The sequence below is a fragment of the Rohdeia mirabilis genome (assembly GCA_007750655.1).
In the GTDB taxonomy this organism is placed as follows: Bacteria; Planctomycetota; UBA1135; order UBA1135.
In genome coordinates, this window is sequence record CP036290.1 from 3714097 (window position 1) to 3731715 (window position 17619).

Genomic DNA, 17619 nt, shown 5'->3' on the forward strand with positions numbered 1-17619 from the left:
CGCGCGGACCGCGCCGTCGCCGTCACTCGTGTCGCAACGCTTCGACCGGATCCATCGCCGCAGCGCGCCACGCCGGATAGATGCCGAACACGATGCCGATGCCGGCCGAGATCGTGAACGCGAGGATCGGCGCCAGCGGCGTGACGATCGTGCGCATGTCCGCCCAGTACTCGACCGCGATCGGGATCACGAGCCCCAGGCCGACACCCATCGCGCCGCCGACGACCGAGAGCACGACGCACTCGACGAGGAACTGCAGCACGATGTGTCGCCGCTTGGCACCCAGCGCGCGGCGGATGCCGATCTCGCGGGTGCGCTCCGTCACGGTCGCGAGCATCACGTTCATGATGCCGATGCCGCCGACGAGGAGGCTGATGCCCGCGATCGACGAGAGGACGATGTTGAAGATGCGCTTCGTCTCCTCGGCGCGCGCCAGGAGTTCGAGCGGCACGACGACCTCGTAGTCGCCCTTGCTGTGGTGCATCGCGAGCAGTCGCCTGGACGCACTCGCCACGAGCGGCACGTTGACGGGATCGTCGACGGCGAGGATCAGTTCGTGGAGCTCGACCTGCTCCATCTCGCGACTGCCGGACCGTTGGCGGACCGTCAGCTCGCCGAAGCGCTTGCGACCTGTGGTGAGCGGGATCAGCAGCTCGTCCGTCGTCTCCTGACCAGCGCTCGCCGGATCGTCGGACAGGCGCGTGCGCGGCGTGAGGATCCCGACGACGGTGAAGTAGTTGGAACCGATGCGCACCTCGCGGCCGAGGGCGCGCTCGTTGGGGAAGAGGTGTCGCGCCAACTCACTGCCGAGCACGCAGACGTTCGCGACGAGGCGTTCGTCCTCCTCGTCGAGGAAGCGTCCCTCGTGGAGCAACCGTCCAGTGACTTCGACGTAGTTCGACGCGGTGGCGAGGACTCGGGGCGTTGCGACGCGATCGCGGTGGCGGACTTCCTGGCTCAACTCGCGAACGGGAACCAGGTCGGCGATGGCCGGGAAGGTCTCCTCGATGCGCCGTTGGTCGGCGTGCGTGATGCCGTAGATCACCACGCTGCTGCCGCCCATCCCGCCCCCGCTCGACTGACCGGGCGACTCGGCCGGCTTGACGCTGCGCAGAATGACGTTCTGGCTGCCGAGCTGCTTGATCTGCTCGTAGGCCTCGGCGGACGCCCCTTCTCCGATCGCCAGCATCGCGATCACGCTCGACGTCCCGAACAGCACGCCCAAGGTGGTGAGCAGGCTGCGCAGGCGGTGCAGCATCAGGCTGCGGATGCCGAGCTTGACGGCGCGGGAGAGGGTCTGGGCGAGCACGGATGGATGGAGTGGTCGTGAGGGCGGGTGGCGCGGAACGTGCGGTGCGGAGGCCGGTGCAGTGGGTCCGGCGGCGGTGCCCGCTCCTCGTTCGTCGAGCGAGGAGGTCGGGTCCCGGGCCGCGCGCGCGGATGGCGGACGGTCAGTCCACGGACTCGATGTAACCGTCCTTGAGCTTCAACAGGCGCTGGGCGCGCTCGCCGACGTCGGCCTCGTGCGTCACGAGGATGATGGTCTTGCCCTCGGCGTGCAGCTCGTCGAACAGGTCGAGGATCTCGAGCGCCGTCTTGCTGTCGAGGTTGCCCGTGGCCTCGTCGGCCAGGATCAGCGCCGGGTCGTTGATGAGCGCACGCGCGATCGCGACCCGTTGCTGCTGACCACCGGAGAGCTCCTTGGGCCGGTGCGTCAGTCGATTGCCGAGTCCGACGCGGTCGGCGAGCATGCGCGCGCGCTCCTCGCCGTCCGCGGGCGGGTGGTCCTGGTACAGGAGCGGCACCGTGATGTTCTCCAGCACGTCGAGCTGCTGGATGAGGTTGTACGACTGGAAGATGAAGCCGAGTTCGCGTGAACGCAGTTCGCTGAGGTCGTCGTCGTCGAGATCCGCGGTGCGCGTCTCGCGCACGAAGTAGTCGCCGCTCGAGGGCCGGTCGATGCACCCGAGCACGTTCAGAAGGGTCGACTTGCCCGACCCCGAACTCCCCATGATCGCCCAGTACTCGCCCTGGTCGAACGAGAACGAGAACTCGTCGAGCGCGCGCACGATGTGGTCGCCGTCGCCGTAGACCTTCGACACGCGGTCGAGCCGGGCCACGGAACGGGGCGACGCGGACGCCGCACCGGCAGCCGTGCTCGCGCTCGCGGCGGCGGCGGCGGCCGAATCTCCTCGATCGACTCGACTCACTGTCCGGGAACCTCGCTCGCGGCGGGCGTCGTCTCGGCTCCGACGGCTTCCGCGCCGACGGGCGCGGCGTTTGCGGCCGCGGTCTCCTCCACCTTCGAAGCGTTCGCGCCAAGGGGCTGCCCCGTAGCGGAGGAGGACTCGGTACCGCCGGCACCACCGGGCCCTCGCGAGCCCTTGCCGGCGGGACGGCCAGCGCCGTTCGCCCCCGCTCCTTCGCGGCCCGCTCCCTGCGGTCGACCGCCACCCTTGGCTCCATCGCCGTAGGCCGGCGCACCACCACCGGGGTTCGGCGCGCCTCCCATCCCTTCCGCGGTGGGCTCCTGGGAGCCGAGCTGCGGAGACATCGGCGGCACGTCGGCGAAGTCGAAGCCGGGGGGCGCGGAGAGCAGGACCTCTTCGCCCTCCTCGAGGCCCGACACCACTTCGATCCACGACTCGTTGAACAGACCCAGCTCGACCTCGCGCACCTCGATCTCGCCGTCGTTCGAGATGAACACCACGGCCTGCTCGCCGCGGAAGAAGCGCGCCTGCACGGGAATGTGCACGACGTCGGGCAGGTGCGCGACCTGCACGCGAATCGCGCACGTCATGCCCGGACGCATGGCCGGATCGGGGTCGAGGACCGCGATCTCGGTGCGGTAGACGCGCAGGTCGGGGTTGGCCCACCAGCTGTTCTGGTCGGGCAACACACCTTTCGTGGTCACGCGGCCGCGGAACTCCCGCTCGGGCAGGGCGTCGACGGTGATGCGCACCTCTTGTCCGACGTTGACCTGCTCGAGCACGGACTCGTGCACCGAGGCCTCGACGACCATTCCGTCGGACGACGGGATCGTGATCAACTCCTGGCGCTCGCGAACCTCCATGCCCTCGGAGATCGGATCGCCGTTGCCCCACCGACTGCGCTCCTTGTAGTAGACGACCATGCCGCTGACGGGCGCGCGGATCTCGGTCTTGTCGAGCTGCTGGATGATCTTGTCGAACTTCTCGTTCTCGAGCTCGAGCTTGCGGACCTTGCTGTCGAGGTCGGTCTGGAAGTCGACCAGACGTGCGGCCGCCTGCAGCTTGACGCGCTCGAGCTCGCGGCCGAACTCGTCGACGTCGGCCTCGAGGCTGCGGATCTGCCGCGGGTAGTCGTACTGCTCGAGCAGCTCCTTCGCGCGCTTGGACTGTTCGAGTCGGATCGTGTTGCGCTGCGCGGCGAGTTGGTCGGCCTCGAGTTCGGTCCGCGTCAGGAATCCGTCGTCGAACAGCGTCTGGGACCAGGTCAGCTTGTCCTCGGCGCGCTTCAGCTCCTCCTCCGCGAGAAGGATGTCGTCACCGGCCTGCTTGAGCTGCTGCGGCCAGTCGCCCTCGCGGTACTTCTCGAGGTCCTTGATCGCGAACTCGAGGCGGCGCTCGGCCGCGGCGATGTCGCTCTGGTTCTGACTGCCCTGGATCTGGAGCGCCTGCTCGGCCTTGACCATGGCGCTCTCGGCGTTGCGCACCGCGATCTCCTGGTTGACGCTGTCGTCGACGAGGTTCGCGGTGTCGAGACGGCACAGGAGCGTGCCCGGTTCGACCTGCGTGCCCTCTTCGATCAGGTACAGGATCGTCGTGCGCCCTTCGATCTCGGAGCGCAGCGAGACCGACTTGGCCGCCTTGAGATTGCCGGTCTCGAGCACCGTGATGTCGAGGGGGCCGCGGCGCGCCTGAACGCCCTTCAGCGAGGCGTCGGAGCCTCCGCCGAAGGGTTCGGCGACGACGATCCAACCGCCGACGGCGACGGCAGCAGCGATCAGGATCAGGAGCAGGGTTCGATTCATGTCTCGGTCTCGTTCGTGCGCGACGGGGTCGCGCAGTCGTTCGGTCAGCGGCCGCTCGGTCCGACAGCCGGCGGCTGTTCGGAGGGCGCCTCGGTGTCGGCGGGTGTGGCGCGCTGGGGTGCGCGCAGGGGCACGTCCGCCTCGTCGGCAGCAGCGATCGACTGGCGCACCGCTTCGCGCGCGGCGAAGAGGGCATCGGTGTCGACGCCGACGCCGTCCTCCTCCACCGCCAGAACCTCGAGGTCGCGCCACAGGGCGAGCTCCGCGAGGCGGAAGTCGATCAGAGCGCGCGTGCGCGCGTTGCGGGCGGAGAGCAGCGAGTCCTGGGACTCGAGCAGGTCACGCGTCTGGGCGCGACCGGCCTCGAGGTTGCGCGACGAACTCTCGACGCGCCGCTCGGCCAGTTGGACCGAGCGATCCTGGATCCGGAACGTCTCCGAACGGCTGATGAGATCGCGCAGCGCGTCGCGCACGCCGACGGTGATGTTGTCCGCGAACTCGCCCGCCGCGCGCCGGGTGGCCTCGAGGGTGATCAGCGCGCTGCGATAGGCGTTGCGCTCGGGAATCTGGTCGACGGGCAGATCGAGGTCGAGGCCCAGGTTCCAGGTGATCGCGTCGCTGCCGTAGTCGAGCGGCTGGTCGTCCTGGCTCGTGCCGCCGATCGATCCGACGAGTCCGAGTCCGGCGCGCAGGCCGTCGCGCGCGATGTCCGCACGGCGTTCGGCGTCGTCGACGCGGTCGATCGCGTTCAGGTGGTCGTAGCGCCCGAGCAGAGCGATGGCGATCGCTTCTTCCTCGTCGAAGTCGAGGTCCTCGAGCTCGTTCGCGACCAACTCGCCGAGTTCGTCCACGTCGAGCTGGAGGTCGAACTCGATCGGCAGTCCGAGGAAGAACTTGAAGTCGTCGAGCTGCGAGTCGAGCCCCTGCTGGGCGTCGATGACGCGACTCGTCGCGCTGAGCTCGTTCTGACGCGCCTGGTCGAGCTCGATGTCGTTCAGACGTCCGGCCTCGGCCAGGGCCTTGTTCCGCTCGCTGACGCGCTTGACGCTCTCGGCGTTCGCGAGTTCGTTCGCCAGGCCGTCGACCTGCTGCAGCAGTCGCAGGTAGCGCGAGGCCACGTCGAACGCGAAGGTGCGACGGAAGCGCTCGTAGGACCGCACTTCGTACAGGAGCGTGCGCTCGGCCTGGGTCAAGGGCTCGGTCACGATCTTCGAACCGAAGCCGCGCAGCAGCGGTTGCGCGACCGACAGGTTGAACGACGAGTTGGTCATCACGCCGTCGTTCGTGAGCAGGTTCTCGAACAGCCCGAGACCGATGCCCGCGACGACGCGCGCGCCCGAACCGAGCAGGCGCGTCAGTCCGAGATCGGCGTCCGCCGACCAACTGGTCGATTCCTCGAGCGACCCGTTGAGATCGCCGCTCGCCGTCGCGCTGGGTTGCCAACCGAAGCGCCAGCGTTCGAGCGTCAGATCCAGGGCCGCGCGGTACAGGCTCTCGCGCCGCTCGGCCGCGTCGCGGTTGTTCTCGTAGGCGATCGCGAGGCAGTCCGACAGACGCAGTGGCGGCAGCTCGACGGCCGCGCCGCTCTCGATGCCGACCAGGATCCGCTGGCGCAGGCTGTCCTCGGGAGGCGCGATCGAGAAGGCGTCCGGATCGGCGACCAGGGCGGCGCGACGGGCCGCGACCAGGGCGTAGACGTCGGCGTCCGCCTCGGCCACGTACTCCTCCGGGCTGCGGCAGCTCGAGAGGGCCACGAGGGTGAGGAGGACGGCTCCGGTCCCGGCGCGACGGGCGACGACCGTCCGAGCGTGCCGGGTCGCTCCCCGCCCGCGAACGGACGGATCGAGGGACGACGGAACGGGCGACGAGAAGAGCCGGGCAGCAACGGATCGCTGCCGACCCCGAGGGGAGCGGGGAATCGTGGGCACGGATGGGGCGGGTTCGACCGGTGCAGGGGAGTTCGCACGGGTCCGGGGGAAGGATGCTACTGCGCCAGGTCCTCTCGACCATTACGAGTCGGGCCGCCATGGCCGCGGCCTGGAACGGGATCCTCGACCGATGCGGCCGGTCGCTTCGTCGATCCCCGCTCTCGATCGCGGCTCGCGTTCTCCCCCACCGACGGTCCCGAGGCGCACCCGAGTGCCCCACGCTCGAGCCCACTCGCAGTGCCCCGAGGGGCGACGCGCTCAGGGAGCGGTCGGTTCGAGCAGCCGTTCGAAGCGCTCGGGATCGAGAGCGAACACCAGCTGGCGTCCGGGCGCGGGTCGCCGTGCCACCAGGGCGTCGCCGCAGAGGACCGTGACGGTCTCGACGGCGCCCGAGCGATCGGCGAGGGTCCACAGGTCGAGCGCGGGCCCGAGCCCGAGTCCGGTCCACAGCACGCGGCGCTCGGCCACGAGCCCACGGACCGACCCCGACGAGGGATCGAGGATCCAGACCGCGCCCGTGCGCGCCGTTCCGGTCCGTTCGGCTTCGAGCCGCTCCAGCGGTCCCTGGACACCCGCCGGCAGGTCGATGGCCCGCCGCAGGGTCTCGCCCTCGCCGTGGACGACGAGCTCGGCCCGGCCGGCCGTGTCCACGTCGATGCGGACGCTGCGCACGTGGTCGCCGGTCCGCTCGCGGTGGATCAGCTGGCGCCGCCCGTCCGCAGTGCGGCTCTCGACCAAGTGCACCTGGCAGGCGAAGCCCGGCAGGTCGGTCTCGAGGTGCAGGGTCGAAGCGCCGTCGGCGTGGCGAACGCACACGAGCCGCAGGAGGCACCCGCTCGCCTCGCCCTTCCGAGCTCCCGCGCGCAGGGCGGACACGTCCACCTCGGCGGGGCCCGCAGCGTCCGCGACCGGTGCGGTCAGGAGCAGGTCCTCGAGCGACGGGATCGGCGCGGCGTCGTCGGAACGCGCGCCCGAGTCGACGACGCGCTGGCCCACGAGGGCGAGAGCGATGGCGATCGGGACGAGGACGGTCCGGCGTGCGCGCAGTGGATTCACCCGCTGTGGATCGACGCGCGAGAGCCGGAGCTTGAGCGCTGGGCGCGAGCCCCGCCCCGCTGGGCTCGAGTACCCCCGCGGCGTGCCAGGCCCGAGGATCGGCGCGTCGATCGCGGGCGCGTCGCCTTCAGGGGCTCGTCGGATCGAGGCCCGAGGCGGCGCAGACACCGCCCACCCCCAGGGCGGCGAGAGCCAGGAGCAGGAGCGGCCACATGCGCCCGTCGAGCCGTTGCTCGAGATCGATCCAGGCGAAGCGTCGGAAGCCGCGATCGCGCGACGCGCGCACTTCGTAGACCGAGTCGCTCTCGAACAGGAGCACCTCGTCCGACGGGAACATCTCCGGCGCGAAGCCCACCTGCGCAGCGGCCGTGCGGTGGCGCACCATCCGCCACCCCACCCAGGGCGCCGCCGTGTGCCAGTCCCAGGCCAGGCGGCGGTCGAACGCGCTGGTGCCCGCGACCGGGCCGTCCGGATACAGGTCGCTCTGCGCAGCGACCGTGACCGCCTCCCAGGCGCCGCGCGAGACGAGCATGCCGCCGGCGTTCGCGAACAGTCCGAGCGCCGCGAGCGCTCCCGCCGTCCAGCGCAGTGCGTTCGAGCGCGCCGCCGCCTCGACCCCGTAGGCGACCGCGGGCCAGCACAGAACGAGCGCCGGGAGCGCACCCAGCGGTTCGAACGTGGCCGACGTGCTCCACATGCCGCTGTAGGCGACGCTCGCGAGGCACAGGACCGGCGCGACGCCACAGAACGTCAGGAGTCGGGGCTCCTGGGCGAGGCGCGGCAGACCGAGCACGGCGAACAGCATCCAGGGCGCGAGCCACACGAGGCCCTTGCCCGGCGACGCGAGGAGGCCGACGAACTCGGACGTGAAGGCGCCGCTCGAACCGCCGAGTCCGAGCGCACCGAGGGCCGCGCCCGACGACCATTCGCCCGCGCGCTCGCGCACGCCCCACACCCACAGTGCCCCGAGCGCGACGATCGGCAGCAGCAACCAGGCCAGGTCGACGACCGAACGTCGCGCACCCGCTTCACCCTTGAGCAGCGGCATCGACCAGAGCCGCTTGCGACCGCGAACGCTCATGCGCACCGCGCTGATGGCGAACACCGCTCCGACGGGAACGAACGTCGGCTCGATCGCGCACGAAGCACCGAGCGCCAGTCCGAGTCCCAACCAGTGCCACGGGCCCGGCGCACGCAGACGGTAGAAGCGCGAACGCACGAGCAACAGCGCGTGCAGGGTCGCGGCGACGCAGAACGCCGCCAGCGCGCTCGAGGTCCAGGAGGTCGACGCCGGCCACAGACACGTGGTCGTGCCGAGCACCATCGACGCGACCCAGGCCGTCGGCCGCCGCACTCCGAGCCGCAGGCAGGAGAGACACACGAACCAGACCGCGAGGCTCGCGAACAGCGGGCCGCGCCAACCGGTGACCAGGTGGCTCCAGTACTCGCTGCGCGCTCCGCCGAAGCCGGGCGCCGTGGTGCGGTTGCTCTCCTCGATGCCGGGCATCAGCCGCGCGAGCTGCGCACCGACCAGGTAGAAGGGCACCCCGCTGATCGCGACGAGCGGTTCGACCTGGGCGATGCCGCCGCCCTCCACCGGACGGACGAGTTCACCTTCGGAGAGGAGCGTCGCCCCCTCCGGCGTCTCGTCGGTGATGCGCAGTCCGTCGCCCAGTGTGAACGCGCGCGTCGCTTGGAAGGAGAGCTCGCCGTGGCGGTCGAGGTCGCCGGGCGCGCCGGAGAAGGTCAGCGTGTAGAAGGCGATCAACAGCCAGAAGACCGATCGCGCGACCAAGCGGTCGCCGTGCTCGAGGGACTTCGGACGCAGTGCCATGGCGCCAGAGTAGCGAGCGCGAGGTCAGTCCGATGCGAGTGCGTCGAACGACGCGGCCGGCCAGCCGTACAGCGACACCGCGCCGTGCCGAACGAGCTCGACGCAGCCGAACTGGACCAGGCGCAGGTCGAGGCCGCGAACGCGCTCGCGCTGCTGGGGGCCGACCGGGACGACGAATGGACGCGCCAGCGCTTCGAGCCGCCGTCGGTGGACTCCCGCGATCACACCGTCGTCGCCGAGCAGTTCGGCAACGGTCTCGAGGCGTTGGGCGGCCGTGGGCACGTCGCTGGGAAGATCGCGCAGTTCCGTGTTGGAGACGACGAACAGATCGAGATTGGCGAGCAGGGCGCCCTCGTGCGGCACGCCGCGCGCTGCCGACACCTCCGCGCCGCCGGCGTAGCGCGGACCCGGGGCGCGGGGATCGACGAGCAGGACCGGATCGAGGGCTCGCAGGGCGACGTCGCGTTGCAACGTGGTCCACAGCGCGGCCCAGTCGGCGGCGTCCTGCGTCTGGCTGTCGAGCGGCTCCCTCCAGTGCGGGTCGTAGACGTCGGGTCCCGGTTCGCCCTCCCAGGCCGCTCGCACCACGTCGGGCGCGTCGAGACGAACGCCGAGTCGAACGGGCCCCGCGTCCTCGAGCACCGTCGTGGCGCGGGCCGCCGCGAGGGCGTCGCGCGCCGGACCGAAGGCCGCGACCGCGCAGAGGGCGACCAGGATCCACTGGGCCCGCGGCCAGGCGCCGACGATGGTGAGCGCGGCGACCGAACCGCTGGCCAGGAGCGCTGCGAGCGCCGCCCCCCCACCGGCCCAACTGGCGGCGAGGCTCCCGATGGCGAGGGTCGCGGCGGCGAGCCGCAGGTCGTCGCCCGCGGACGGCGCGTGCGAGGCGGCGCGCTCCGCCGCGGATCGCTGCGGTGCGCGCACGAGAGCGGTCGCGGCGACGGCCAGGACGAGGATCGGTCCGATCGCCACGAAGCCCCCCGGAGCCGTGGTCGGTTCCGGCCAGCCGACGAGCGGGAGCGCGAGCGCGGGAATGGCCGCGAGCACGAGCGCGAGCAGTCGATCGACGGCGTGCGGCCCGCGCGCGCTCGCCACCGCTGCTGTCGCGAGGGCCACCGCACCGATCCAGGGGTCGAGCACGAAGGCCGTCGCGAACGTGACCGCGGACAGACCGAGCCAACCCCGCTGCACGGGATCGCCCGCCGCGCTCTCGCGCCAGGCCACGAGTCCGGTGACGACGAGGGCGAGGACCGCCGCGAACGTGTGGTCGCTCGCCGCGCGCAGGAATGGATCGGCGACCTGTGACGCGACGGCGCCGGCAGCGACCGCTCCGAACACGGCGACGAGCGGCGCGGTCGCGAGGGCGGCGCGCGCTCGCGGACGGCGCCGCGCCACGAACGACGCACCCGCGAGTCCGAGCGCGAGGACGCTCCACAGGGTCTGGAACCCGGCGGCGGCGAAAGGCCCCAGGTGGAGCGCCGCGCCGAGCACGCCGTCGAGATGCGCGCGCGCGCGACTGGCGAGCGGCGCTGCGTTCGCGAGCTGCGGGTCGTCGAAAGCGAGCTCGGTGGTCGACGCGGCCGCGAGGAGGAAGCGCTCGGCGAGGTCCGGGTCGAGCGCGCCCGTGGAGGACGGACCCGCACCGAGCCACGGTGCCGCGGCCAGTCCCGCGAGCACGAGCGCCACCGCGAACGCCGTCCACGGCGCCCAGCGACCATCGATCGACGCCGCGCTCGACCGGGCCGATGGGCGCTCTTCGCGTGGGGTTTCGGGCTGCGCGGACTCGAGGTCGACGGCTTCGAGATTCGCGGCACCAAGTGGCGCGTCGCCAAATGGCGCGTTCTCGAGCTCGGCGGATTCGATGCGCCCGGACTCGAGCGGCGCGTCATCGAGGCCAGCGACTTCGAGACGCACGGCACGAGGAGCCGCGTCGCCAAGTGGCGCGTTCCCGAGCTCGGCGGATTCGATGCGCCCGGACTCGAGCGGCGCGTCATCGAGGCCAGCGACTTCGAGACGCACGGCACGAGGAGCCGCGTCGCCAAGTGGCGCGTTCTCGAGCTCGGCGGATTCGATGCGCCCGGACTCGAGCGGCGCGTCATCGAGGCCAGCGACTTCGAGACGCACGGCACGAGGAGCCGCGTCGCCAAGTGGCGCGTTCTCGAGCTCGGCGGATTCGAGAGGCACAGCATCGAGAGGCGGGTCGCCCTGTTGCCCATCGCCGCGAGGCGCAGCTTCGTGAGCGAAGGCTTCGCGATGCGCGTCATCGAGTTGCGCGTCATCGAGTTCGACGGCCCCGCTCCGCGCCGCAGCGGTGCGGCGCGAATCGCTCCGCGCCGCGTCGGCGCGTGTCGCGTCGCTGCGCTCCGACTCGCTCCGCGGCGACCCGTTCGGCACCGAGCCTGCGGCGTCGCGCGCGCGTCCGGCGCCGAGCGGCCCCACCGCGCGCGCACCGTGGCCGAGCGCCAGATGGCCCGCGCCGCACAGCACGAACGCCGACGCCAACGCGTGATGGAGTTCGAGCCCCGACGCTCGCAGGATCACGACCACCACCACGAAGAGCGGCGGCCCGAGCACCACGGCGGTGGCCACGTTCGCGGCGCAGACCCGCGGACCGATTCGGCCGGGATCGAGCGCTGCGACCTCGCCCGAAGACTGCGGCGCATCGGGAGCGACCGCGGCGCCGGGCGCGTTCGGCGCGACGGGAGCCGCCACGGCACTCGACGCGGTCGGCGCCTCCGACAGCGCGAGCGCTGCCGGCGCGGACTGCGCCGGTGGAGCGTCCGGCGCCGCGACCCGCTCGCCCACGCGGCGCGCGAGCAGGACCGTCACCGGACCGAGGCACCACGTCAGCACCGTGAGCGCCCCCACGACGGTCGCGATCGCCCGGAGCGGCGCGGAGAGGTCGCCCGCCACGTGGGCCCCTGCCGCGAGCAGAGCCAACGCGAACAGGACGCGGCCACCGGTCACGGTGCGCGGGCGCGCGGCGCGCTGTTGACGGACGTCGCTCATCGTTCGCACGCACGGTAGCAGTCCATCGCTCGCGCGGAACGCCCCGCGCCCTGCACTCTGCGAGCGCTTCCACATGCCTTCTCGCTCCCCGCCGTCCTTCAAGACCCGGCCGAACTGCCCGTGCGCGAGCCACGGTCGATGCGTGCTACCTTCCCCACGTGGGGTCCGAAGCGCCGACCGAACCGCCGAACGGGACAGCGAACGGTGCGCCCGAGGACCGTTCGGGCCGCACGCCGTGGCCGCGCGCGGCGATCGTGTTCGCCGTGCTCGTGCGCGTCGTCGTCGGCCTGCACCTCTTCCTCGCCGACCCGTCGACGCGCCAACTCGTGTCCGACGCGGCCTACTACGACGCCTGGGCGCACACGCTCGAGAGCGGCGAGATCTGGGAAGCGGGACAGCCGTTCTGGATGCCGCCGCTGTACCCGTGGCTGCTCGGCGGTCTGTACACGATCACGGGCGGCGCGATCGCCGCGACGCTGTTCGTGCAGGCGCTCGTCGGACTGGCGAGCACGCTGTGCTTCGTCGCGCTCGCCCGACGCCTCGTGTCGGCGCGGGCTGCGCACGTCGCCGCCTGGCTGTGGGTCCTGTACGCACCGCTCGTGCTGTTCGAGAACCGGTTGCTGGCGGTGAACGCGGCCCTCCCCCTCGTGCTCGGCGGACTGCTGTGCACCGTCCTCACGCTCGAACGCCTCGAGCGCGGTGCGCGCGCGCCGTGGACCGCTCTCGTCGCCGGCCTCTGCTTCGGACTCGCCTGCCTCGCACGCCCGAACCTGCTGCTCGGTCCGCTGGGGCTGGCGATCGGCGGCTGGTTCGACCTGCGCCGCGCGCGGACCAACGGGCACGGCGCCTCGGAGACGAGCGCTTCGAATGCCGCTGCATCGAACACGCCGCGCCTCGCCGCCCTCGCACTGGCGGCACTGGGAGCGCTCGCCCCGCTCGGCGCCGGACTCGCGGCGAACCTCGCCCGTTCGGACGAGGCCGTGCTCGTCTCCGCCAACGGTGGCGTGAACTTCTGGTTCGGCAACAACGAGCGCGCGCGCGGGACCTTCACCGCGCCCGGCATCGAGTGGGGCGACATCTTCCGCCAGCGCGACGTGGCCCGCAGCGGGGCCGCGCAGGCACTCGACGTGCCCGAGTCGACGCTCGACGCGGGCGCCGTGTCGGACCACTGGTTCGGGCGCGGGCTCGACTGGATCGCGAACGAACCCGGCGCAGCAGCAGGACTGTGGCTGCGCAAGCTGGCCGCGAACCTCTCGTCGACCGAGTACGGGATCCAAGTGGTTCCGAGCGTCGTGCGCGAGAGCGCGCCGAGCCTGTGGCTCATGCCGCTGCCGTTCGGAGTCGTGCTCGCGCTCGCCGTGCTCTCCCGCGGGCGCGGCGTACGCTACCGCTGGGCACTCGTGGGGTGGATCGTCGCGGCACAGGTCGCGGCACTGGCCTACTTCACCTACTCGCGCTTCCGACTGCCGTGGTACCCGGCACTCGTCCCCTTCGCGGCCGCAGGCGTCGAAGCGCTCTGGCTGCGGCGCGGGACGGCGGATGCTGCGGACGGTGCTGACGGTTCGACAGCGAACCGCCCCGTCGCGGCGCGCCCCGGGCCCGTGGCCTGGATCGCCGCCCTCGCCATCCTCGCGGCGAGCTATGCCCCCACCGAAGGCTCCTACCCCGACGCGCTGCGGTCGAACGCCTGCGTCGACACGGCGCTGGCCTGGGAACGGCGCGGCGTGGCCCTCGTCGACGCGGTCCGCCGCCAACAGCGTCCGCGTCCGGACGCCCTGGCGTCGATCGACCTGACGACCCGCGAACGACGCCGCGCGTGGCTCGAGCGCGCGCTCGAGATCACCCCCGGCGACGCCAAGGCGCTGGACGAGCTCGCGCGCCTCGAGTGGCAGGAGGGCGACGAACGCTCGGCCGCCGAACTGCTGGAGCGCGCGCTGGCCACGGGCGTCGACTACCCGCCCGCACGACGTCGACTGGCGCTCCTGCGCTTCGACGCGATCGACGGTGCCGTGCGCGATGCGGCGCGCGGGCGCGAGGTGCTCGACACGTGGCTGCGCGCTCACGCCCCGGACGACTACGGAGCGTTGGAGCTCGGGCTCGTGCTGGCCGAGCACCTCCTTGCACGGCGCGACACCGACGACACCGCAGCATTGCGGCTGCGCCAGGTCCTCGACTGGCTGGCGCCGGTCCACGGCGACGACCCTCGGCTCGCCGACCTGATGGCACGCGCGTCCTCCTGACGGTACTGGTCTCGCTCGTTGGTGACGGACTTCGGCTTCCTCGGCCCCGCCGGCCGCGATCGGCAACGGAGTGCCCCCGATCGTCCGGGGCGCGCACTCGGATCGGAGGGGGGCGACGAGCCGGATGCCGTCTGGAGTCGCCCCCAGAGCCTCCTGGAGCCGCTCCGAGCCTCCACCAATGAACGAGGCCAGTACTCCTCAGGTGCCGTCCGCGACCGACCGCCGCAGCCAGGCCAGGTAGGCTGCTTCCACCTTCGAGACCTCGAGCGCGACACACTCGGGGCAGTCGTAGGGGTGCTCGTCCGCAAGGTAGGCCTCGATCTGCGGCACGCGGCCAGCGACGGTCTTGATCACGAGGAGGATCTCTTCGTCCGCCTGGATCGCGCCGTCCCAGCGGTAGACGCTCGTGATCCCCGGCACGAGGTTCACGCAGGCCGCGAGCCGTCGCTCGACCAGTCCGTCCGCCAAGCGTCGAGCGACCGGTGCATCGGGCGCGGTGCACAACACGATTCGCGGCTCTTCCGTGCGTTCCATCGCCCCACTGTAGTGACCGGACGCCGGCTCCGACCTGCGCCGCTGCGCCGCGCTGCAGGTCCGGCGCTCGCGCGCCGCGGGACCGCGACTAGAATCCCCGCATGGGACTCCTCGACCGGATGGCGATCGCCACGCTGCCTCTCGTTCCGACTCCGGTCATGCGGCGTCTATCGGCACGCTACATCGCTGGCGAGCACCTGACCGAAGCCGTGACGCGTCTCGGTGAGCTGGCACGGAACGGCTACCCGGGAGTCCTCGACCTCTTGGGCGAAGGCGTCGACTCGGAGGCCGAGGCACGCCAGGTGGCTGCCGACTATGTGGCGGGTGCGGCGGCCTTGCGCGCGGCGGGACTCGCGGCCTACATCTCGATCAAGCCCACGCACCTCGGGCTGCTCCTGTCGGAGGAACTCGCCCTCGAGCTCTACACCCAGGTCGCCGAAGCGATCGAGCCCCACGGCCAGTTCATGCGCGTCGAGATGGAGGACCATCCGACCACCGACGCCACCCTGCGCGTGTTCGCCCGCCTGTGCGAACGCTTCGACCACGTCGGCATCGTCTTGCAGGCGCGCCTGTTTCGATCGCTCGACGACATCGCCGCGCTGCCGGAGAAGGCCGTCAACGTGCGCATCGTGAAGGGCATCTACCTCGAGCCCGAGAAGATCGCGCACACCGACGCCGACGCCATCCGCGACGCCTACGTCGAGTGCACGCGGCGGCTGCTCGATCGCGGCGCCTTCGCCGCGCTCGCGACGCACGACGACGCGCTCGCCGAACGGTGCCTGCGCGAGATCCAGGAGCGCTCGCTCGACACGAGTCGCTACGAGTTCCAGGTGCTGTTGGGCGTACGCGAGCCGCTGTGGGAACACTGGAAGTCGGCAGGACACCCGGTGCGCGTGTACGTGCCCTACGGCCCGGATTGGCGCGCCTACAGCCAGCGCCGCCTGCGCAAGAACCCGCAGATCTTCTGGCACGTGACGCGCGACATCTTCGGCATGCCTACCTCGAAGAAGTTCGAGCCGGTCGATGACGCCCAGCTTGCCGACTAGTACGAGTACTGTCCTCGCTCATTGGTACAGGGCACCGACCGATGGGCTCCCCACCCTCCCCCTAGCCCCTCAGGCCGCGAGACACAGCGGGTCCAACCAGTACAGGTACTCCTGCGGCGTGTACCTGCGCGTCGCGAGTCCGAGCACCTGTGCTGCGCTCACCCTTTGCCGCTCGGCCGGCTCCGACCGCCACCCGTCGACGTAGTTGCGAAAGCCGGTCGTGATCGCGATGTGATCGGCCAGTCGCTCGCGCTTCTTCGCCGCCGCCCAGGTCTGGCGCACGAGCCGCGACACCAGATCGCGCAGTCGAGCGAGCGTGTGGTTGATCGGGAAGAGCGGGTTCCTGTTGCCGCGTTCACGCCTTCCGTCGATGCGCGTGTGCTTCAGCCGGTCGCCGAATTCCCGCTCGAGCGCAGTGCAGTAGCTGCTCTTCTTGTCGGTCGTCACCTTTACCTCGCCAGCGCGGGCGAAGCGACCGAGGGCCTCGACGGTGCGCTGCACGGCCTGTCGCGAGCCCGAGCGCCGCACCCCCTCGACGGCCTCGATCCGCTTCAGAATCGCCGCTTCGCCCTTCTTGAGCGGCTTGCGCGCCGGCAGTGTCTCGACGTCGGTGTGCACGATGAAGCCGGTCTCGACCTCGATCGCGACGCAGCCGGTCAGCGGCTTGAGCTTGCGATGCTGTTCGTAGCTCTCGAGCTCGTCGAACTGAAAGCGTGAACCGAGGCCGCCGCGCGCCCGGGCCAGCTGGAGCCGGTGCTCGTGGAAGCGGCGCGCGTGCGTCGCCAGGAGCTTCTGACGGCGGGCGACGTGGGAGCGGCTGAGCTCGTAGTTGCGGCCCATCTTGCGCAGCGTCGTCTTCGAGTTCGCGGCGACGAAGTTGGGCAGGACCGTCTCGGGACGCCGCAGTCGATAGTCCGTGCGGAACGTCTGCGTCGAGAACGAGCGCCGACAGGTCAAGCACTGGAAGCGCTGGACGTCGAGGCCGTCGACCTTGCGGTAGAAGGTTCCGCGATAGGTCCACGGGAACGGTGTACCGAGTTGATGGGCCGGGCACTCTTCACGCGGGCAGCGCGGGGGCACGAAGTCCTTGTCGCGCAGTTGGAGCTGAAACGGGTATCGCATGGAGGAAGGACCCCCTTGGAGCGCGATCGGTGTCGGCTCCGCGCGAAATTCGTTACCAATCAGCGAGGACAGTACTACTTGCCGACCGAGAGGCGCCGAGCGAGGAAGTCGTCGAGGCGCGGGTTCTGCAGGATCTTCTCCTGCGTGCGGCGCACGTCGTACTCGACGCGGTACCAGGTGACCTTGTCCGGCTCGAGGATGCAGTAGCACGCACGCGGATCACCGTCGCGCGGCTGGCCGACCGAGCCCGCGTTGACGAACGCCTTCGAACCCGGTGGGAGATCGACCGTGTACGTCTCGCGCCCCCCCACGCTGTGCCAGCTGAACGACTCGTCGTGGATGCCGGGCTGGTGCGTGTGGCCGGCGACCGCGACCTCGTCGAAGAGCTCGAAGATGTCGGCCAGCTTGTCGCGGTTGAGCAGACCGTCGGTCGAGATCACGTACTCGCGCACGGGATCGCGCGGCGATCCGTGGCAGAACAGGTAGCGGTCGACCGTCTTGGTGAGCGGCAGCTCGCGCAGGTACTCCCAACGTTCGCGGCGCGCCGAACCCGTGTACCAGCGTGGCTCGAGCGCGCGCCGGTGCTCGTCGACCGCGCCCCGCGCGTAGGGGTTGAAGTCCGATGCCCCGGAGAACAGCGCGTCGTCGTGGTTGCCCATCAGGCTCCACTCGCAGTGTTCGCGCACGAAGTCGACGCAGAACGCGGGGTCGGGTCCGTAGCCGACGATGTCGCCCGTGCACACGAGGCGGTCGTACTCGCGTCGACCGAGGTCCTTCCACGTGGCTTCGAGAGCCTCGCGGTTGGCGTGCAGGTCCGAGATGACGGCGATTCTCATGA

12 protein-coding genes are annotated in these 17619 nt (G+C 71.2%); 2 read left to right on the forward strand and 10 right to left on the reverse strand.

Annotated elements, in window-relative coordinates; translation table 11 throughout:
* Positions 1 to 22 precede the first annotated feature (22 nt).
* The 7 genes from Pla163_RS13835 to Pla163_RS13865 all read right to left on the reverse strand — a co-directional run bounded on the left by Pla163_RS13835 (position 23) and on the right by Pla163_RS13865 (position 11839).
* Positions 23 to 1309 (reverse strand): ABC transporter permease, encoded by a 1287-nt coding sequence (locus tag Pla163_RS13835; protein ID WP_419185945.1) that lies wholly within the window; start codon positions 1307 to 1309, stop codon positions 23 to 25.
* A 142-nt stretch (positions 1310 to 1451) separates the two neighbouring features.
* Positions 1452 to 2120, reverse strand: coding sequence for an ABC transporter ATP-binding protein (locus tag Pla163_RS13840; RefSeq protein ID WP_419185946.1), 669 nt, complete (start codon positions 2118 to 2120; stop codon positions 1452 to 1454).
* Between the two features lie 86 nt (positions 2121 to 2206).
* Positions 2207 to 4012: an efflux RND transporter periplasmic adaptor subunit gene (locus Pla163_RS13845; RefSeq protein WP_145189552.1), complete on the reverse strand. Its 1806-nt coding sequence runs from the start codon at positions 4010 to 4012 to the stop codon at positions 2207 to 2209.
* Positions 4013 to 4056: 44 nt separating this feature from the next.
* Positions 4057 to 5766: a TolC family protein gene (locus Pla163_RS13850; protein WP_419185947.1), complete on the reverse strand. Its 1710-nt coding sequence runs from the start codon at positions 5764 to 5766 to the stop codon at positions 4057 to 4059.
* Between the two features lie 432 nt (positions 5767 to 6198).
* Positions 6199 to 6996 carry a hypothetical protein gene (locus tag Pla163_RS13855; RefSeq protein ID WP_145189558.1) on the reverse strand — a complete coding sequence of 266 codons (798 nt, stop codon included), beginning with the start codon at positions 6994 to 6996 and terminating at the stop codon, positions 6199 to 6201.
* A 127-nt stretch (positions 6997 to 7123) separates the two neighbouring features.
* Positions 7124 to 8830, reverse strand: coding sequence for a hypothetical protein (locus tag Pla163_RS13860; protein ID WP_145189561.1), 1707 nt, complete (start codon positions 8828 to 8830; stop codon positions 7124 to 7126).
* Between the two features lie 24 nt (positions 8831 to 8854).
* The gene (locus Pla163_RS13865; protein ID WP_145189564.1) at positions 8855 to 11839 is read right to left on the reverse strand and encodes a pentapeptide repeat-containing protein; all 2985 of its coding nucleotides are present in this window, start codon (positions 11837 to 11839) and stop codon (positions 8855 to 8857) included.
* A 158-nt stretch (positions 11840 to 11997) separates the two neighbouring features.
* Here Pla163_RS13865 and Pla163_RS13870 point away from each other — a divergent pair, with 158 nt between their 5' ends.
* Positions 11998 to 14079 carry a glycosyltransferase family 39 protein gene (locus Pla163_RS13870; protein WP_145189567.1) on the forward strand — a complete coding sequence of 694 codons (2082 nt, stop codon included), beginning with the start codon at positions 11998 to 12000 and terminating at the stop codon, positions 14077 to 14079.
* A gap of 198 nt (positions 14080 to 14277) precedes the next feature.
* On the opposite strand, the gene cutA is transcribed toward Pla163_RS13870, so the two are convergent.
* Positions 14278 to 14613: a divalent-cation tolerance protein CutA gene (gene cutA, locus Pla163_RS13875; protein WP_145189570.1), complete on the reverse strand. Its 336-nt coding sequence runs from the start codon at positions 14611 to 14613 to the stop codon at positions 14278 to 14280.
* 101 nt (positions 14614 to 14714) lie between these two features.
* Between cutA and Pla163_RS13880 the strand changes: the two genes are divergently transcribed.
* Complete coding sequence (locus tag Pla163_RS13880; RefSeq protein WP_145189573.1) at positions 14715 to 15659, forward strand: proline dehydrogenase family protein; 945 nt, start codon at positions 14715 to 14717, stop codon at positions 15657 to 15659.
* Between the two features lie 69 nt (positions 15660 to 15728).
* On the opposite strand, the gene Pla163_RS13885 is transcribed toward Pla163_RS13880, so the two are convergent.
* Positions 15729 to 16781 carry a hypothetical protein gene (locus Pla163_RS13885; protein ID WP_145189576.1) on the reverse strand — a complete coding sequence of 351 codons (1053 nt, stop codon included), beginning with the start codon at positions 16779 to 16781 and terminating at the stop codon, positions 15729 to 15731.
* 74 nt (positions 16782 to 16855) lie between these two features.
* Positions 16856 to 17617, reverse strand: coding sequence for a metallophosphoesterase family protein (locus Pla163_RS13890; protein WP_145189579.1), 762 nt, complete (start codon positions 17615 to 17617; stop codon positions 16856 to 16858).
* Positions 17618 to 17619: the final 2 nt, after the last annotated feature.

What these genes read in the sequence shown, in the direction of transcription:
- Pla163_RS13885 (WP_145189576.1), bottom strand. Translation starts at nt 16,781, where the DNA reads ATGCGATACCCGTTTCAGCTCCAACTGCGCGACAAGGACTTCGTGCCC.
- Pla163_RS13865 (WP_145189564.1), bottom strand. Translation starts at nt 11,839, where the DNA reads ATGAGCGACGTCCGTCAACAGCGCGCCGCGCGCCCGCGCACCGTGACC.
- Pla163_RS13890 (WP_145189579.1), bottom strand. Translation starts at nt 17,617, where the DNA reads ATGAGAATCGCCGTCATCTCGGACCTGCACGCCAACCGCGAGGCTCTC.
- Pla163_RS13860 (WP_145189561.1), bottom strand. Translation starts at nt 8,830, where the DNA reads ATGGCACTGCGTCCGAAGTCCCTCGAGCACGGCGACCGCTTGGTCGCG.
- Pla163_RS13845 (WP_145189552.1), bottom strand. Translation starts at nt 4,012, where the DNA reads ATGAATCGAACCCTGCTCCTGATCCTGATCGCTGCTGCCGTCGCCGTC.
- cutA (WP_145189570.1), bottom strand. Translation starts at nt 14,613, where the DNA reads ATGGAACGCACGGAAGAGCCGCGAATCGTGTTGTGCACCGCGCCCGAT.
- Pla163_RS13880 (WP_145189573.1), top strand. Translation starts at nt 14,715, where the DNA reads ATGGGACTCCTCGACCGGATGGCGATCGCCACGCTGCCTCTCGTTCCG.